This is a genomic window from Roseibium album, from assembly GCF_965233825.1.
GTDB classification, from domain to species: Bacteria; Pseudomonadota; Alphaproteobacteria; order Rhizobiales; family Stappiaceae; genus Roseibium; species Roseibium album.
Genome location: NZ_OZ247583.1, coordinates 2970702 through 2988615 on the forward strand (window position 1 = coordinate 2970702; position 17914 = coordinate 2988615).

Genomic DNA, 17914 nt, shown 5'->3' on the forward strand with positions numbered 1-17914 from the left:
GCGCAACAGGTTTTGTTTCCAGACGCCAATGTTCCCTGACCCGGAGCAAAAGTCGCGCGCGTGATCGGGCCAAGCCGTATGCGTCAAGGGGTGAACTTGCACACCGAACTGCCCTGTTCGGGGGCCGGTTGCAAATGAAGATCAAATCACCACGTGTTCACGATGCAGGAATTCCGTGCGAGGAAACAGCATCAGACGAGGCAATGGAAACGCTTGAGTGTGTACAAAAAACTTGACCGGCTCATGTGGATGGAACGAGCGAAAAATGCGCTGATATTCCTGGTAATCGGAGTGCCGGTCGCCATCGTGATCAGTCTCCTCATGGTCTCGATGAGCGGCGTAAACAACTTTACCGAAGAGCAGGTTACCGGCGTATTGCATCACTACAATCTTGCCCCACGAGACGATGGCTCGGTTCAGAAGATTTTGCACGTGCAATTGGAAGACGGAACTATTGTTACGGCGCGCATATCAAACAATGGAACAGTTGGCGTCGGCTTACCGGTGGAACTCGTCAAGCGAACCAGGACGAGAGGGGCCACCAGCTACCACTTGCCAATTCCGAGTTCGTCAACCGACTAATGCCAGCTGGTTACCGCTCTGTCTCGAGAATAAAATACATCGATCAATCCCCCACCAACCGGCTTGCCGTGAACGGAAATAGACGGTCATTCCCTAGCAGGAAGACCGAGAATTGCCGGCGATTGAAGAGTGTCGCGTAGGCGCGGTCGGTCACATTGAGCCCGCCGGTCAGGGCGCCGAACGCAGGCAAGACGAGACGGGTACCGTCGGTGATGAAACAGGAGCGCCGGATCGACCGGCCGAAGCGCCTGACGCGGGCGACGGGATGCAGGTGGCCGCAAATCTCGCCGGCTGCGCGCTCGACACCGATTTCCTCAATCGGTTCGTGGCGGAATTTCAACGGGCCGACGTTAATTTCGTCAACCGTTTCGCCGCAAAGCCGCACAGGGGCGACCGGATCGTGGTTGCCGGTCACCCAGATCCATTCCCGGCCCAACTGCAGGGTGGTCAGCATGGCGCGATAGGGAGCCGGCAGCCTGTCGGATCCGTCAGCATCATGGAAACTGTCGCCGAGACAGATGACACAGGCCGGATCGAAGGCGTCCATCACGCCGGCGAGCTTTTCCAGAGTCGCTCCCGTATCATAGGGCGGGAGCATGACACCGCGTCTGGCATAGCTGGAGCCTTTTTCCAGGTGAAGATCGGCAACGACCAGCAGGGACTCGTCAGGCCACCAGAGAATGCCGCTGTCGTGCAGACCCACCAGTTGGCCGTTGATCTGAATGTCATGGCACACCGGCGCAGTCTGATAATTGCGCACATGTGATGTCAGAACATTCATTCCATAGCCTCCAGAACAAGATCCTCTGCCGCCTCTTCCAAAAGGGAATCCATGGCTTCACCATAGATTGGTTCTTTGCCTATTTCCAAAAGGATAGGCACGGCAAGGGGCGAGACGCGTGTAAGCTGAGTATGTGCGATTCGCCCCCGAATGCGGGCAAGAAGTTCACCGAGACGAGAGATATCCAGAAGTCCCTCGGCCGCATCGCTCCAGGTCGCCTTGAGCAGAATGTGATCCGGTTCGTGCGCCCTGAGAACGTCGTAGATGAGGTCGGAGGAAACCGTGACCTGACGACCGGTCTTTTCCTGGCCCGGATGCCGGCGTTCGATCAGGCCTGCGATCACGGCGCAATTGCGGAAGGTACGCTTCATCAGGCTGGAGTCCGCCAGCCAGGCATCAAGATCGTCACCGAGGATATCCTCCTCGAAGAGTTCATCCAGTGAAATGCGGCCTGACGAAAACAGCAGGGAGAGGTCGCCAAGACCCCAGACCGACAGAGCATAGTCGTTGGCGACAAATCCCATCGGGCGGGCGCCCATCCGCTCCAGGCGCTTCGTCAGCAACATGCCGAGCGTCTGGTGCGCCAGGCGCCCTTCGAAGGGATAACAGACCATGTAGTGCTTGTTCGAGCGAGGGAAGGTCTCGACCAGCAGTCCGTCCCGCGTCGGCAGGACGGATTTGTCTCTCTGGATTTCCAGCCACTCCCGAACCTGTCCCGGCAACTGATCCCAGCTCGACGGATTTGCCAGCATTGCCCGAACTCCCTCCGCCAGATAAGTGGAGAGCGGAAACTTGCCGCCCATGTAGGACGGTATCATCGGGTTTTCGGTTTTCGCGCGCGAAACATAGGCTTCGTTCTCGCGGATTGCCTCAAAGCGCACGACTTCGCCGCTGAACAGGAACGTATCGCCGGGGACCATCTGGTCGATGAAGTATTCTTCGATCTCGCCAAGTATCCGCCCGCCGCGCCCCACCGGTGTCCGTCGGCCATCCGCCTTCGAGCGCACAAGCCTGACCTTGATTTTGGGAGCTTCGACGATCGTGCCGACATTCAGCCGGTATTGTTGGGCGATTTTCGGGTTGGCAATCCGCCAGAACCCGTCGTTTCCCTTGCGAAGCTTGGCATACTGGTCGTAGCTCTTTAGCGCATATCCCCCCGTTGCGGCGAAGTCGATGACGCGCTCGAACGTTTCCCAGTCCAGTGTGCGATATGTCTCGGACGATCGGATTTCCTCATAGGTCGCGGCAAGATCCAGTGCGTCGGCACAGGCAAGGCCGAGAACATGCTGTGCCAGCACATCAAGAGCGCCCTTGCGAAGTGGTGGAGTGTCCTGATCGCCGCGCCTGGATGCTGCAAGCGCCGCCTGGCATTCGAGGACTTCGAAGCGGTTGGACGGCACAAGCACCGCCTTTGACGGTTCATCCATCCGGTGATTGGCCCGCCCGATCCGCTGCGCAAGACGGCTTGCGCCCTTCGGTGCGCCGATATTGACGACAAGATCGATGTCGCCCCAGTCGATACCCATGTCGAGCGATGAAGTCGCAACGACGGCCCGCAGGGCTCCGGATGCCATCGCAGCTTCCACCTTGCGCCGCTGACCGACATCCAGTGAGCCATGGTGAAGAGCGATCGGCAGTGTATCGTCGTTGATACGCCAGAGTTCCTGGAAGACCATTTCCGCCTGGCTTCTTGTATTCACGAAGAGCAGCGAAACATTATGTGCCTTGATCAATCGGTAGATGTCGCCGATCGCGTAGCGTGAGGAGTGCCCGGACCACGGAAGACGTTCCTGCGATTCCAGTATCGATATGTCGGGTCGGGCTCCTCCCGAAACTTCTACAACATGCGACAGAGCTCTTTTGTTCGCATCCTGCTGGTCGACCAGATAGGCGCGCAGATCATCCGGTTCAGCCACCGTCGCCGAAAGGCCAATGGTGCGAACACCGGGTGCCAGACGGCGCAACCGCGCCAGGCCGAGGGCGAGCAGGTCACCGCGTTTGGACGTGACGAGCGCGTGGAGCTCATCCAGGATGACCGTTTTCAAGGACGCAAACAATCTGTCGGACGCCGGATCGGAAAGAAGCAGGGCGATCTGTTCCGGTGTGGTCAACAGGATGTCCGGTGGATTGAGTTTCTGACGCTGCCGTTTGTGGGAGGGCGTGTCGCCGGTGCGCGTCTCAAGTCGAACGGGCAGGCCCATCTCCGAAACGGGAGCTTCGAGATTGCGGGCAATATCGACCGCCAGGGCTTTCAACGGGGAGACGTAAAGCGTGTGTATGCCGTATCCAGGCTGTCCGGGTTTGCATTTTCCCCGCCTTTCAAGTTCCACAAGGCTCGGAAGAAATCCGGCCAGTGTCTTGCCTGCACCTGTCGGCGCGATCAGGAGCGTGGAATGGCCCAGCGTCAGGTGATCGATCAGCTGCAGCTGGTGCGGCCGCGGGGCCCAGCCTCGTGAGGCAAACCAGGATTGAAACCGATTGGGTAGCAGCGCAGCGTCCATCAAACGGTTTTAGGCCAGACATTGTGAAAAGGCGAGGGGATCAGGCTGATTTTGTTCACTTTGTGTTCTAGTAGGTGGCCGAATGACGAAAAGGCTCTTGAATGTCGCACCTGATCAGGAATTAAATCTCCGGATGTCCGATCCACTGACAATCACCCCCGAAGGTCTTTATTCTCCTGCAGCGCGAGCTCACATCGACCCCGTCCGGCCGGTCGAAAGAGCCGTCGTCACCCACGGTCACGCGGATCACGCGAGGGCAGGCCATGGAGCTGTTCTGGCGACGCGGCAGACACTCGATATCATGGCGATCCGCTACGGTGAGAATTTCTGCGGCACAGCCCAGGCTGTCGACTTCGGCGAGACCCTCCGGGTCGGAGACGTCGACGTTTCGCTCCATCCCGCGGGCCATGTGCTTGGGTCGGCGCAGGTCCTGTTGCAGACCGGCGTACAGAGGGTCGTCATCTCCGGCGACTACAAGCGCCAGAGCGATCCGACCTGCGCTCCATTCGAACCGGTTCCTTGCGATACGTTCGTGACGGAGGCGACCTTCGGGTTACCCGTTTTCCGCCATCCGCCAGCACGACTCGAGATTGCGAAACTGCTGTCCTCGCTCGATCTTTTTCCCGAGCAGACTCATCTGGTTGGCGCCTATGCACTGGGAAAGGCGCAGCGCGTAATCGCGGAGATCAGGGCCGCCGGTTATGGCAAGGTGATTTACCTCCATGGCGCTCTGGAAAGGCTGACGGACTACTACCAGGCACAGGGGATAGATCTGGGTCTGCTTGAACCGGTTGGAAAACGCGGCAAGGAGCTTCAGGGAGAGATCATAATCTGCCCGCCGGGGCAGTTGAGTGATCGCTGGGCGCGGCGATTTGGCGATCCTGTCGCCGCGATGGCATCCGGATGGATGCGAGTACGTGCCAGGGCGCGTCAACGTGGAGCAGAATTGCCGCTCATCATATCTGATCACGCCGATTGGGATGACCTTTGCCGAACGATTCTGGAAACAGGGGCAGAGCAGATCTGGGTCACGCACGGCGCCGAGGAAGCTCTCGTGCACTGGTGCGAGTTGAACGGACGAAAGGCACGCCCTCTCAATATGATCGGCTATGACGATGGCGAGGATACCGACGATGTGCATGCCACAGAATCGTGAAGGTCGCGCAACGCCTGCTCTGCGCAGTCGGCTCGATGGTCATCACCGAGCGGATGAACCTCGGCATCGGTCCTGCCGGCCTCGCGACCGTCTCATGTTCTCATTATCGGCGGAGTGGCATAACGCGGGATAGCGTCAGTTTCCGCACCCGGCGCTTTTTGTCACGCGTTGTTTCTAGAGAGGTTTGACTAATCCTCTTTCCACCAGATGTCCGGCAGAACTACGTCTGGATTTTCGGGGATGTTTTTTTCATCGAGAGGATGTGGAAACACGAGTTCTCTTGTCGGGTTCGAAGCATCTACCCGGTCCTTGCGCAGGAATGTAACTTCAAAGACCTTTGGAACGTGAATTCCGTTCCGTTCCACCAAACCCTTGCAGTTGTTGGGATGAATGTGAACGACAACGAATTCGCGGGTGATCTTTTCCATCAGAGCTTTCATTAGCCGCAGGGTGTAACTCTCAAAGAGCATCTGCAACGTATGAAATTCGATAACCATGATCCTGAAGCGTTTCAGGGTCTCGATGGACGTATCAATGAGGACGTCGTACTCAAAGCCTTCTATGTCCATTTGCAGCAAAAGATCCTGACCGGAAATTTGCTCTTCCTTCGAATTCAGCCAACTTTCCAGCCGGATGAAATCTCCTTCGTCCCGACTTCCCAGAAACTTCTTCTCAAACGAAAAGAACTCGTTGAGCACCGGCGGGTTTTCGACACTGGCATCCGCCAGAAACGATTTTATCGAATACCTGGACGCCAGTTCCTCTTCAAAACTCGCCTTTACCGAGACACCGGGTGAAAAGCAAAAACCTATGCCCTGGAAGTCATCTGGAACCAGATAACCGCCATCGCCTTCTTCTCCTATTCTTACAAGTTCATGTGAAGTAGGTTTTGGTCTAAGCATCTTGATGAATTCAACAAGGTCATCTGGTTCGCTGACTCTGGATCGCGGGCGCTTGTCTTCGTATAGAAATTTCGAAATGCTTTTGCGCAATCCCATTTTTTCTTCCTTGATTGAATGCTGTCGATCTTTGCCGTCGAAGCCCGGGTTGCTTCAAAAAAGTTGCGGTGCAACCAAACAGGTTGGCCACGATGGCATTTTGTCTTCTTTGAACACCATCGTGAAGCCTTGCGCTCGGCAACCGGCATTCGATTGTCCGTTGAACCAGATTTACTTCTGTTGCCCTACACTCAGAACGCGGTTTTGGCTAGTGCCCTCGCTGTTGCCAGCTTTCTCAACCGCTTTTGCCGGCGCGAAGGTCGTGGTCTCGGTTATCCAGTGACCAGGCGATTCACGAAATGGGCTCAGGGTAGATCTTTGTGACGAACGACACTGGGGACGCGCGTTTGCTCCGGCGCGAATTGAATGGACGAAACGCTCAAGCACTCAATATGATAGGCTATGACGATGGTGAGGATGCGGGCAACACACAGGTTTCAGGGGCGTAAAACTACGTGTGTGCTTGTACCCATCCTCTGGGGAGGCGGTCATGACGGACAATGGTGGATTTGAGAAGGCCGGAAACGGCCAGACGAACGGATCGGGGACGAGCGCGAACGGCGATGCCGAAGAGGCGATTGCGCAGCTTTTCGACGACTACCAGGCCGGCTTCGACGACTACGATATTGAACGTATCTGCGATTGCTTTGCCCTGCCGGTGATTATCTGGCAGCACGAGAAGGGTCATGTTTTTGCAAATGACGAAGAACTGATCGAGAACATCGAAGCCCTTCTGAAAGCGCTCGAGAAGGAAGGGATCGCGCACTCGGAATTTCAGGTCGTATCGAGCCACGTCAGCGGATCGGCCGCTCTCGTGACGCTCGACTGGTCGCAGGAAAGTGCTGATGGTGAAGCCGTGTTTGAGTTCACGTGCCACTATCAATTGATCCAGCAGGGGCCTGACTGGGTGATCACCTGTATCATCAACGAATGATCGCCGCTGTATAGGGCCATAGTCTCAGGCAAGCAGAGCCTCGCAAAATGGGTAAGTGGTCATCCGCTCGGCCCCTGTCTCGGTGATCAGGTACTGGTCCTCCAGTTTGACACCTTCGCTTTCCGCTTCCGCGCCGATATAGCTTTCAATGCAGATCACCATGCCAGGCTCGAAGCAACCTTCGAATACATAAGGAACGCCATCAAAATAATGCGGCACATAGGGGAATTCGCCACATAGTCCGAGGCCGTGACCGAGACAATAATACCCATGGCCGCGATACTCGGCCGGAATAGGCCAGGCAGCACGCGCAAATTCTTCGTAGGAGATACCGGGTCCGAGGAGCATCGCATTGTGGTGCAACTGGTCATGGGCGAGCCTGTAGAGATCCTTTTGTCTCGGGCTGGCCGCACGGTCACCACACAGGAACGTTCGCGAAAAGTCCACGGCATAGTGCAGATAGCCCAGGGCATCGGTATCAAAACACACCAGATCCCCGGATTGCATACGCCGCGGGCCTGCCTCCTGAAAGTAAGGGAACGTTCTGCTGCCGGATTGAAATAGCCGGGTCGAGACGTATTCGCCTTCTGTCGCAATCAGGTGGCGGTGAAATTCGGACCACACTTCAACTTCACTGGCATCGGGCCTGATAGCCGCTTCAAGGGAGCGTGCAGCAGCCTCCACGCGGCTGACGGCCTCGCGCATGACTGAAATTTCCAAAGGCTGCTTGATGAGACGCGCAGTCGAAAAAACATCGGTCGCATCTTCCAGTTCAAGCCCGTCCTCGCGCAACGCATCAATGACCGGTAGATCGAAACCTTCTATCGCAAGCCGGGTTTCCACACCCAATGCGGATCTGACGTTGCGAACCAAACGGGTGATCTCGGAGCGGTATCCGGCACCGGAAATGGCGGAGATCCCCGGAGCCGCACGGATGTCTGTTGCAACCGGATTGCCCGTTTGCAGATGTTCGCAGCCTGCGAATTCCCAAAGAACGACTTTTCCCGATGCCAATATGAGGGCAAACCGGAATGGACCCATGAGGCTGAACACAGTCATATTCCGAGCACCGGTGGCGTAGAGAATATTGATCGGGTTGGCCGTCAGCACTGCGGGAACAGCACGTTCGGTCATGACCGAAACAAGACGCTTGTGGGTTTCTCTGATCAGACGATCGCGTTCAATTTCCAAGACCGGGCGTCCCGTAGTGTTCTTGAGGCGAAGACGGAGGCAGGATGGACGACTTCGAACTCAGTCGGATTTGGCTGCTTCGATCCATTTTCCGAACGAGAATAGAAACCTTGAACGCTATTGCAAGCCGATGTGTGGTCGCCGCGAGCGCAAGGCAAAGGCGGCGTGCTCGCGTTCCGCTGCCAGTTGCAAAGGGTCCAGTTTTGCGTGAGCGTGCGCGGAATACGGCTTTCGGCACATCGAAACGGCAATCGGCTTCGGTTCAATCGCGCGACGTGGGTCGATGTAGGGCACAGGTCTTTCCAAAACGGCAAAATGATGCGTCAATGACGGGAAAGCCGTATTGTGAATGCTTTTTGATTGGCCTTTTGAAAATCAATTTGTCTAATTGGCAGCAACAGTTTCGGCGACCTGTATATCCGGCCACAAGATCCGGAAAGTGAAAACCAGTGGAGGTTACCCTGTGATTTTCAGGCAATTGTTCGACAAGACCTCATGCACATACACCTATCTGATGGCGAGCAGAAGTGGCGGTGAGGCGCTCCTGATTGATCCGGTCCTTGAACAGACCGGCCGTTATCTGAAACTTCTTGAAGAACTCGATCTGAAACTCGTCAAGGTGATCGACACGCATATTCACGCCGATCATGTCAGCGCCATGGGAAAACTCAGGGACGCTACGCGTTGCGTGACCGTCATGGGTGAACAGTCGCCGACGGAAGTCGTTTCCATGCGGGTCGGCGACAACGAGAAACTGACCATTGAAGGGTTGACGCTTAGAGCGCTTCACACACCCGGCCACACGAGCGAGAGCTACAGTTTCCTGATGGACGACCGCGTCTTTACCGGTGACACTCTCCTGATCAGGGGCACTGGCCGCACCGATTTCCAGAACGGCGACCCGTACGATCAGTACCACTCCTTGTTTGAACGCTTGCTCAAGTTGCCGGAACAGACATTTGTCTATCCCGGGCACGACTACAAGGGTGACACCGTCAGCACCATTGCGGAAGAAAAGGCGTACAATCCTCGCCTCAATGTTTCCTCGGCGGAAGAATACGCCGAGATCATGAACAACCTGAATCTTCCCAATCCGAAGATGATGGACGTCGCGGTTCCCGAGAATTTGAAGCTCGGACTGCGAATGGAAGCTCAACACCGCGTGCCCTCCGTTGAAGTGGACGCGTTGCTTGCGGACTGGCCGAATGTACAGATGCAGCTCGTCGATATCCGTGAGGAGAGCGAGCGCAGACGTGATGGCGCAATCCCGGGATCAATTCATTTGCCCTATGGACGGTTTGCTTCCCACTGTTCGGATGCCGGCACACTTCGCAGCCTCAACAGGAACGCGGACCTTTTGATCTATTGCGCCGTTGGTGAACGTTCGACGCTTGCTGTTGAAATAGCCAATGAATACGATCTGAAGGGACTTGCGCATCTGCCTGGAGGATTTCGCGCCTGGAAAGCCGCAGGTGGCGAGATCGAGGCGATCGACTAACGCCTGGTCTTCGCGTCCGAAAAAAAGACCGATTGCCTTGGCAACCGGTCTGTTTGTTATTTCTGCGCCTTTGACGCCTTCCGCTCTGCACGGGAAGGCTTGTTCTTTTTCGGGGCCTTCTTTTTGGCAGCGGACGTTTTGGCCGCTATCCGTGGTTTCGGCTTGCGCCGCGCATCGGCGTCGCCTTCCTTGGCGCCCTTCCGGTGCGGTTTGCTGTCGCCGCTATCCTGGTCCTTTGAAAGCGCCTTCATGTCAAGCGGCTCATAAGCGGGATGATTGGGAGCGGCATCATCGTCGCGGCGCCGTTTCTTGCCGCGTGGCGCATCGAAATCGCGCTTCGGGCCACGTTTCGGTTTGCCGGATTTGAGGCTGTCTTCCGGTCCGAGTGTCTCGTAGTCTGGTGCATCCGCCTTGCGCGGGCGGCGTTTGGGCGGACCGCCGCGGTCGCGCCGGAACCCGTCGTCCTTGGGTGGTGCGGGGATCTTGCCGCCCCGCGCGTCCAGAAGCGTGATCGTGACGTTTTCCTCGCTTGAACCCTCACGCTTGATAACATCGGAAAAGCGCTTGCCGTGACTGCCTGCGATTTCGAAATACAGCTCGTTCTGGAAGATCTTGATCGCACCGACTTCTTTCTTGGTGACATGGCCCGCGCGGCAGATCATCGGCAGGATCCAGCGTGGCTCTGCCCGTTGCCTGTGACCGAGCGACAGGGAAAACCAGATGCCGTCCTCGAACTTTCCGGTAATTTCCGCGGTTCGGCCACCACGTGATCCGGCGTCCCGTCCCCTGAGCGAAGATTCATCGATCTCCGTAATCTCTTCCGGCGCGGGCATGCGAGACTGTCTCAGCTTGACGAACGCAGCTGCCAGTTGTTCCGCGCTGTGCAGTGCGAGGAGTTCCATCGCCAGTGCACGGTCCTCGTCTTCGAGTTCCACTGACAGCGCAGGGTCGGCAAGAAGCCGTTCCTTGTCGTTTGCGCGGATGGCTTCCGCCGTGGGCGCACCTGTCCAGGTTGCCTTGATCCCCGCAAATTGAAGTACGCGTTCAGCCTGGCGCCGTCTTGGGAACGGCACCATGAGAACACAGGTTCCCTTTCGTCCTGCGCGGCCGGTACGCCCGGACCGATGGAGCAGTCCAGCTTTCCCGGTTGGAAGATCCGCGTGGACAACCAGATCCAGATTTGGCAGGTCAATCCCGCGTGCGGCAACATCGGTGGCAACGCAGACGCGCGCGCGGCCGTCTTTCATGGCGGCCAATGCACTGGAACGCTGTTCCTGGCTGAGCTCGCCAGAAAGAGAAACAATCGAAAAGCCGCGGTTGGCGAGTCGCGACGTCAGACGGCTGACGGCTTCGCGTGTAGAACAGAAGACAATCGCCTTTTCAGCTTCATGCATTCGCAGGACGTTGATGATTGCGTTCTCTCGTTCATTCGGCGCAACAGGATGAGCGACATAATGGATGTCGCCGTGCTGCTCCCGCGCGTTGATAGTCGAGAGACGAACCGCGTCCTTCTGAAACCTCTTCGCAAGCTCCGCAATCGGCTTGGGAACGGTCGCCGAAAACATCAGCGTTCGGCGCTCCTGAGGAGCCGCGTCGAGAATAAACTCAAGATCCTCGCGGAAACCCATGTCGAGCATTTCATCGGCTTCATCGAGTACGACCGCGCGCAATTCAGACAGGTCAAGCGCGCCGCGCTCGATATGGTCACGCAAGCGGCCAGGTGTTCCGACGACGATGTGCACGCCGCGATCCAGTTGCCGCCGCTCGGTGCGCGGATCCATCCCGCCGACGCAGGACGCGGTGACGGCCCTGGCTTCTTCATAAAGCCAGGTCAGTTCTTCCTTGACCTGCAGCGCAAGCTCACGGGTCGGGGCAATCGCAAGGGCAATCGGAGCACCGGCTTTTCCAAGGTGTTCATTGTCGCGAAGGAGGGTCGGGGCGAGAGCAAGGCCGAAGGCAACCGTTTTTCCGGAACCGGTCTGGGCGGACACGAGAAGGTCCGCTTCTGCTGGTGCGTCGCTCAGAACGCTTTCCTGGACAGGCGTCAGGCTTTCATAGCCCCGCTTCGCCAACGCGGCCGACAGGGCCGGGGCGAGTGAATTCAATTCGGTCATAGAGATCTTTCAACTGCTCCGGATCATCTGCATGCCAATCAGCAGTCTACCGGATCCGCCCGGACTTCGTCGGGCGAGGATTTGCGCGGCTTATATATGCAAAAGCGGCTGTCGTCCACAGCGACCACATGACTCAATATTAGGCACAAGTGAAAGTAGTAACGATGGTTGCAAATGTGATTGGTATGAATTTAGTTGTAATTTTTAACATTAGACATAAAAGATTGTATTTTCACCCTCAGGTAGAGTGAATTTATTAACCTGCAACCATGCTAAATCCGGTCAGTTGAAGCGATGGGAGTGTCCGATGCTGAAATCGATTCGCATGCAGATCGCCCTGCTGGCGATTGTGCCGCTATTGGCCTACGGTGTTGCGACATTTATCGCGCTCAACGAGGCCTACACGGAAAGCCGGGTTGCCGCCGATATCTATCCGACGGCGCTGATGGCCGAAAAATCCGAGGCCGTGCTGCATGAATTGCAGAAGGAGCGGGGCAGGACTGCCGTTCTTCTTGCATCAGGCTACTCCGATGAGCCCAGGGCCCTCCTGGACAGGCAACGCGGCGCAACCGACAAGGCGCTTGACGACCTGCGAAAGACGGTTGTTGATTTCAATGTCGGCAATCCCAAGCTTGTTGAAGAAGTCCGCGCCACTGCAAGCGGGTTGGACACCATCGCAGGGCACCGCTCCGGAATCGATGGCCGGATCCTGAACGGCAAGCAAAACCTGGAATTTTATTCAGGTAAGATTCGCGACCTGATCCTGATTATTCAGGAAGCCCAGCATGCGAGTGCGGATCCCGAATACGCCGAACAGATGACACCATTCCTGCTGCTCACCGAAGCGATCGAGGCAGGTGGGCTGGAACGTGCGCTTGGTGCTCAGCTCTTCACGATCATCGAGAAGAACGAAGAAATACCAGTTGATCGGTTTCTTGCCTATTTTGATCGCTTGTCGGTTGAAACCACGTTTCTGGAGAACTTCAAGAGTGTTGCGACGCCGGAAGAGCTCGCATCCTACAACCAGATCGTGGTGGGGCCGGCTGTCAATCAGATCGCGGAGTGGCGCAGTGTTCTGCGCAATTTGCCGCAGACGCAGGACGGTCAGGGGATCGAGGGATCCGTCTGGTTCGGTAAGGCGACCGAACGCCTGAACCTGATCCGAGAGACATCGCTGGGGATGCTCAAGGCCGGAGAACTAAGAGCACAGGAGCTTGCTGCTGCCGCGATTTCCCACCTGAATTACGTAATTGCCGAAACGCTTGCTGTTATCCTTCTGACCCTTGCAATATGTGTCTGGCAGCTCCGCAGCGTCAACGGTGTCCTGGCAAACCTGACTGCCAACCTCGTGCGCATTTCCAATGGTGATATCGAGTTCAAGATGCCCTACGGCGAGCGTAGCGACGTCATTGGGGATCTCGCGCGTGCCGGTGGTGTTTTTCAGGAGAACGCGAGGGTGCGTCAGAAACTGGAGACCGAAGCTGCCAAGGAACGTGATCGCGAGCGCATGCGCCAGAATCACGTTGAGGAATTGATCAACAAGTTCAAGGATCTGATGAACAGCGTTACAGGCGAAGTTCACGAAAAGACAGGCACCATGACCGAGATTGCTGCGCGTGTCCGGTCGATCTCGCAAGAAGCATCTGGAGCTGCAACACAAGCCCGCGATGCATCCGCCTCGTCATCAAACAACGTTCAGACAGTCGCAGCCGCAGCCGAAGAGATGTCCGCCGCGATCCAGGAAATCATGAGCCAGGCCGATCGTGCCAACACTGTCATCAGCGACGCGACGGGTGTGGCGCAACGAACTGATCAGAGTGTTTCAAGCCTAGCGGAAGCGGTGGAAAAAATAGGAACCGTCGTGGAGATGATCCGGGCAATTGCCGAACAGACCAATCTCCTGGCGCTGAATGCGACCATAGAGGCCGCAAGAGCCGGTGAGGCCGGCAAGGGGTTCGCGGTGGTCGCGGCGGAGGTCAAGGAGCTTTCCACGCAAACCGCCAAGGCAACGGAGGAAATCTCAAGTCAGATTTCCTCCGTGCAGGGACTGACCGATGAAGCCGTCGGTTCCATTCGGAAGATTTCCGGTTCCATTGAGATGATCAGTGAAGTGACCAGTGCGATCACAACCGCGGTCGGTGAGCAAAGCGTTGCGACGCAGGAGATCTCGCAAAGCATCACCATGGCCGCGAGCGAGACGAGCAATGCCGTCAACAGCGCCGAAAGCGTCGATCAGGCCGTTCAGACAACTGCGGGTGAAGCTCAAATCGTCGATCGTATCTCCGGCGAGGTCAAGGACGTTGCCGATCAGATGGCAAAGGGCATCGAAGGGTTCCTTGTTGAAATGGCCCAGGATGTTGAGGAACGCCGCCGGGCCTCGCGCACACTGGAGACGGGTCAGACGGTAACATTGACTACTCAAGACGGGCGCGAGATTACGACCAGCCTGGTGAACAGTTCCGAAGGTGGTGTTGCAGTCACCAGCTTTGAAGGTGCCGACGTTGGAATGCGCATTACCTATGAGGACGCGTCCGGTGACAGGCACCCCATGGAAGTCAGGTGGGTGAAGGATGGTATTGCCGGACTGAAAATCAATGCGGCTGAAGACCACCTGTATGCGGCGGCTTGAATTGCAACCCCCTCCACGCAATTGAGCTAGTTCGCACAAGGCCGGGAAAGACTTGCATCGCAAGGCTTTCCCGGCTTTTCTCTGTTCATGCAGGCTTTCTCCCAGCTTCTGGACCGACTTTCCCTCGAACCCCGGCGCCTTGCGAAGGAGGCGTTGCTGGTGCGTTACTTTCAGGAAACGGCCAATCCGGATCGTGGCTACGCCCTTGCCGCACTGACTGGGGGACTTTCGTTCAAAAACGCAAAACCTGCGCTTCTTCGATCCCTGATCAGTGAACGAACAGATCCGCAGCTGTTTGCGCTATCTTATGATTTTGTCGGGGATCTTTCCGAGACAATAGCGCTGATGTGGCCCGAGGCCGGAAGGAACCGTCCTGATGTGACCAACGGCGAATTGACGCTGACGCAGGTCGTTACTGAATTGGAGACTGCCGGAAAAACAGACGTTCCCCGATTGTTGACGGCATGGCTTGACCGGTTGGACGAGACAGGCAGGTGGGCGTTGTTGAAACTCGTGACCGGCGGCCTGCGTGTCGGTGTCTCCTCAAGGCTTGCCAAGACATCGGTTGCAAAGCTCGGCTGTCTGGATGTGTCTCAGATTGAAGAAGTCTGGCATGGATTGAAACCGCCCTATGAAACTCTGTTTGCCTGGGCAGAGGGAAAAGGCACAAGACCTGACAATCAGGATCCGGCACCGTTCCGGCCGGTCATGCTGGCGCACCCGCTGGATGAAGCCCGGGATACCGGCATACTGGTGGCTGCGGACTACGCAGTTGAATGGAAATGGGACGGCATCCGGGTGCAGGCAGCGGCAGGGGAGACTTCAAGCGGTGAAACGGTTCGCCGCCTTTACAGCCGCACGGGCGAGGATATTTCCAGGGCGTTTCCCGATATTGTCGAGTTGCTGGATTTCAATGCCTGCATAGATGGTGAGCTTCTGATTGTTCATGATGGCAAGGTAAAACCCTTTTCCGACCTTCAAAAACGTCTGAATCGCAAGACAGCAGGACCGAAACTGATCCGGGACCATCCGGCAGCGATCCGGGCATATGATCTGCTCCAGATAGGTGACGAGGATCTGCGCGACAGGCCGTTTGTTGAGCGGCGCAAGAGGTTGGAGGTATTCATTGGTACAGTTTCAGATCCGCGCATCGAGCTGTCGCCGATGGTTGAAGTGAACGGGTGGGATGAAATAGCCGCCGCACGCGCCGACCCGCACAAACTTCTCCGGTCCGACGACGCCGAAGCTGTCGAGGGACTGATGCTCAAGCAATGGGCCTCTTCATATGTCAGTGGCCGGCCGAAAGGACCCTGGTTCAAATGGAAACGCGAACCGTTTCTGGTCGACACCGTGCTCATGTATGCTCAGCGGGGACACGGAAAACGGTCTTCCTTTTACTCGGACTACACATTTGGCGTCTGGCGGCGCGGAGATGCCGGCGAGGAATTGGTGCCGGTCGGCAAAGCCTATTTTGGCTTCACCGATGAAGAACTTCGTGAAATTGACCGATTTGTCCGCAACAACACAATCAACCGTTTCGGCCCTGTGCGGGAAGTCGAACACGGCAAGGATCAAGGTCTTGTTCTGGAAGTGGCCTTCGAAGGACTGAACCGTTCGACCCGGCACAAGTCCGGCGTTGCCATGCGGTTTCCAAGAATATCCAGGTTGCGATGGGACAAGCCGCCGGCGGAAGCCGACCGGTTGGAAGCGTTGGAAGCGTTGTTGCCGGACAGTTGAGCATTGACAGGGATGAGGCGGAAAGTTTCCGCAAGCCGCGCTTTGGCCATGGATTTGTGTCACCCATCACCGCTATGAGAGTACAGCGACAGGTCTGCTGTTGAGCAAAACCCGGAGACCCACGATGACGATGCGCAAGATTACGTTCCTTTACCTCCTTGGCGCGGTAGCGGCTGTCTTGGTCCTGGCGGTACCTGCGCAAGCCCAGTCAGGAATGGCAGGCAAGGATTCCCAGGCCGTGACCGAGGGACAGCCCGAGCGGTTCTCTCTTGTTGAAGCCGACGGAGACATCCTGAGGGTCGACCGGCAAACTGGCACTGTTTCGATTTGCCGGAAACAGAACAGCTCCTGGAGATGCAACCCGGTGCCATTGGCGGAAGAAGCCTATCTTGCGGAAATCAATGAGCTGGCAGCGGAAGTTGACCGCCTGTCAGCCCGTCTTGAGCAACTGGAAGATCAGGCCGGATCTCCCGCGCCGCAAGCACCTGGTTCGACTCTGAAACGGCAGGGTCCGAAGACAGATGAAGGAGACCAGACATCCAGATGGATCGAGGAGGATGAGGAGCTGGAACGGGTTCTGACCTTTACTGAAAGTGCCATGCGGCGATTTTTCGGCATGGTGCGCGACTTGCAGAAAGACTTTGACAACGACGGGAACTAGACGTGGTGCCTCAACTGGGTGTCTTCTTCGACCACGGTGTCCGGGAGACCAGTGATCAATAGCACCCACCGTAAAGCATTCACGAGCCTGTACGATGAGGGGTCTCGCACTTGCCCCTGTATTCTGTCGCAAATTGAATTGAAGCCCAACAAGCCGCCTGGGTGCTCACGAGCGAATTTCGGGTTGAGAAGCGCAGGCAAGTTTTGGATTGCCTTGCGCCCGGTCTTAACTGCTAAACCGTTTGAGTCAGTCGATTAGCATCTTTGAAATGCTGCTGTGAGCCTCTTCCGGCAAGGCAACGGCCTTGCGCGTCGAAAGATCCATTGTCAGGGCGACAACGTCCAGGGTCGCAACCAGTCTGGTCGTACGGCTTTCAAACAAATGATGCCGCATCGAGAAAGTGTTGGCGTTGACGCTGGTAAATCCTGTTGCGACGACCACTGTGTCTCCGGATTTAACCGGTGTCGACCAGGTCAGCTTCATCTCTGCGGCGACCCGGCCATATCCGTTTTGGTTTAGATATGCATGATCCATCGGTGTGCGCTGCCAGACATGCGCGACGCCATCGGTAAAGCAGGAGAGGGCAAACTGGTCATCTGCCTTTCCATCCGGCCCGATGTTGCGCGGCAGCACCGTTCCCCTGAAGCAGATTTCCGCGCCGTGAGACAACAGTCCTGGCAACGAGGTGCGTAGTCCCGCCGGGCCGGACGGGATTCCTCGCGGCGCTGCTTCGGAAATCATGGGGGTCTGGAATTCCTTGAAACGCTGACGCAGCGATTTGGCGGAATTCGGGCTTGGTTCATATCCGTCGAGAGCGGTTGCCGCCAGGGTGCCTGTGGTTCCGTCACGCATTTCATGCACAACGGTCAACATGTGCGGACCGTCGAAGGCAACGCTGGAGTGTACAGTTATCAGATCGCCTGTGCGTAGTTCCCGGTGGTAGCGGACGTGTCTCACACGCCTTGCACCGACGATTGTTTCACTCAACCCGCACATCAAACGGAACTGGCGGTCGGCTTCTTCAAATCGGTTAAAATAGAACTGAACGTTTAGGTGATCATTTTCATCGCATTCCCAGCGATTCACAAATGAGTAAAGAGTAGCTTGAATGGTCATTCTATAACTTCGTGCG

13 protein-coding genes are annotated in these 17914 nt (G+C 56.7%); 7 read left to right on the forward strand and 6 right to left on the reverse strand.

Translation table 11 applies throughout. The annotated features are described in order from the left end of the window. Positions 1-219 precede the first annotated feature (219 nt). The gene (locus ACO6TI_RS13765) at positions 220-582 is read left to right on the forward strand and encodes a hypothetical protein (protein WP_422385115.1); all 363 of its coding nucleotides are present in this window, start codon (positions 220-222) and stop codon (positions 580-582) included. Positions 583-625: 43 nt separating this feature from the next. On the opposite strand, the gene pdeM is transcribed toward ACO6TI_RS13765, so the two are convergent. Both pdeM and ACO6TI_RS13775 read right to left on the reverse strand, forming a co-directional pair. Continuing rightward, complete coding sequence (gene pdeM / locus ACO6TI_RS13770; protein ID WP_422385116.1) at positions 626-1363, reverse strand: ligase-associated DNA damage response endonuclease PdeM; 738 nt, start codon at positions 1361-1363, stop codon at positions 626-628. Beyond that, a complete protein-coding gene (locus ACO6TI_RS13775; RefSeq protein ID WP_422385117.1) occupies positions 1360-3864 on the reverse strand; it encodes a ligase-associated DNA damage response DEXH box helicase in 2505 nt (834 codons plus the stop codon). The genes pdeM and ACO6TI_RS13775 overlap by 4 nt, the downstream gene beginning before the upstream one ends. Positions 3865-3997: 133 nt before the next feature. Here ACO6TI_RS13775 and ACO6TI_RS13780 point away from each other — a divergent pair, with 133 nt between their 5' ends. Continuing rightward, a complete protein-coding gene (locus ACO6TI_RS13780) occupies positions 3998-5020 on the forward strand; it encodes a ligase-associated DNA damage response exonuclease (RefSeq protein WP_196999258.1) in 1023 nt (340 codons plus the stop codon). 188 nt (positions 5021-5208) lie between these two features. Here the strand turns inward: ACO6TI_RS13780 and ACO6TI_RS13785 are convergent, their stop codons facing one another. After that, the gene (locus ACO6TI_RS13785; RefSeq protein WP_104703388.1) at positions 5209-6018 is read right to left on the reverse strand and encodes an FkbM family methyltransferase; all 810 of its coding nucleotides are present in this window, start codon (positions 6016-6018) and stop codon (positions 5209-5211) included. Between the two features lie 490 nt (positions 6019-6508). On the opposite strand from ACO6TI_RS13785, the gene ACO6TI_RS13790 reads away from it, so the two are divergent. Continuing rightward, the gene (locus ACO6TI_RS13790; RefSeq protein ID WP_104703387.1) at positions 6509-6952 is read left to right on the forward strand and encodes a DUF4440 domain-containing protein; all 444 of its coding nucleotides are present in this window, start codon (positions 6509-6511) and stop codon (positions 6950-6952) included. Between the two features lie 24 nt (positions 6953-6976). Here ACO6TI_RS13790 and ACO6TI_RS13795 read toward each other — a convergent pair whose 3' ends face one another. Beyond that, positions 6977-8143 carry a M24 family metallopeptidase gene (locus ACO6TI_RS13795; RefSeq protein ID WP_104703386.1) on the reverse strand — a complete coding sequence of 389 codons (1167 nt, stop codon included), beginning with the start codon at positions 8141-8143 and terminating at the stop codon, positions 6977-6979. 463 nt (positions 8144-8606) lie between these two features. Between ACO6TI_RS13795 and ACO6TI_RS13800 the strand changes: the two genes are divergently transcribed. Continuing rightward, a complete protein-coding gene (locus ACO6TI_RS13800; protein WP_282044621.1) occupies positions 8607-9641 on the forward strand; it encodes an MBL fold metallo-hydrolase in 1035 nt (344 codons plus the stop codon). 56 nt (positions 9642-9697) lie between these two features. Here the strand turns inward: ACO6TI_RS13800 and ACO6TI_RS13805 are convergent, their stop codons facing one another. After that, on the reverse strand, positions 9698-11755 hold the full coding sequence (locus ACO6TI_RS13805; RefSeq protein ID WP_422385118.1) for a DEAD/DEAH box helicase: 2058 nt from the start codon (positions 11753-11755) through the stop codon (positions 9698-9700). 307 nt (positions 11756-12062) lie between these two features. Between ACO6TI_RS13805 and ACO6TI_RS13810 the strand changes: the two genes are divergently transcribed. The 3 genes from ACO6TI_RS13810 (at position 12063) to ACO6TI_RS13820 (ending at position 16782) form a co-directional block, all read left to right on the forward strand. Continuing rightward, positions 12063-14384, forward strand: a complete 2322-nt coding sequence (locus tag ACO6TI_RS13810; protein WP_196897775.1) for a methyl-accepting chemotaxis protein — start codon at positions 12063-12065, stop codon at positions 14382-14384. Between the two features lie 87 nt (positions 14385-14471). After that, the gene (locus ACO6TI_RS13815) at positions 14472-16121 is read left to right on the forward strand and encodes a cisplatin damage response ATP-dependent DNA ligase (RefSeq protein WP_055111580.1); all 1650 of its coding nucleotides are present in this window, start codon (positions 14472-14474) and stop codon (positions 16119-16121) included. Positions 16122-16245: 124 nt separating this feature from the next. Continuing rightward, positions 16246-16782 carry a hypothetical protein gene (locus ACO6TI_RS13820; RefSeq protein WP_055111582.1) on the forward strand — a complete coding sequence of 179 codons (537 nt, stop codon included), beginning with the start codon at positions 16246-16248 and terminating at the stop codon, positions 16780-16782. A 246-nt stretch (positions 16783-17028) separates the two neighbouring features. On the opposite strand, the gene ACO6TI_RS13825 is transcribed toward ACO6TI_RS13820, so the two are convergent. Further along, positions 17029-17898: a thioesterase family protein gene (locus ACO6TI_RS13825; RefSeq protein ID WP_055111585.1), complete on the reverse strand. Its 870-nt coding sequence runs from the start codon at positions 17896-17898 to the stop codon at positions 17029-17031. Between the last annotated feature and the right edge of the window lie 16 nt (positions 17899-17914).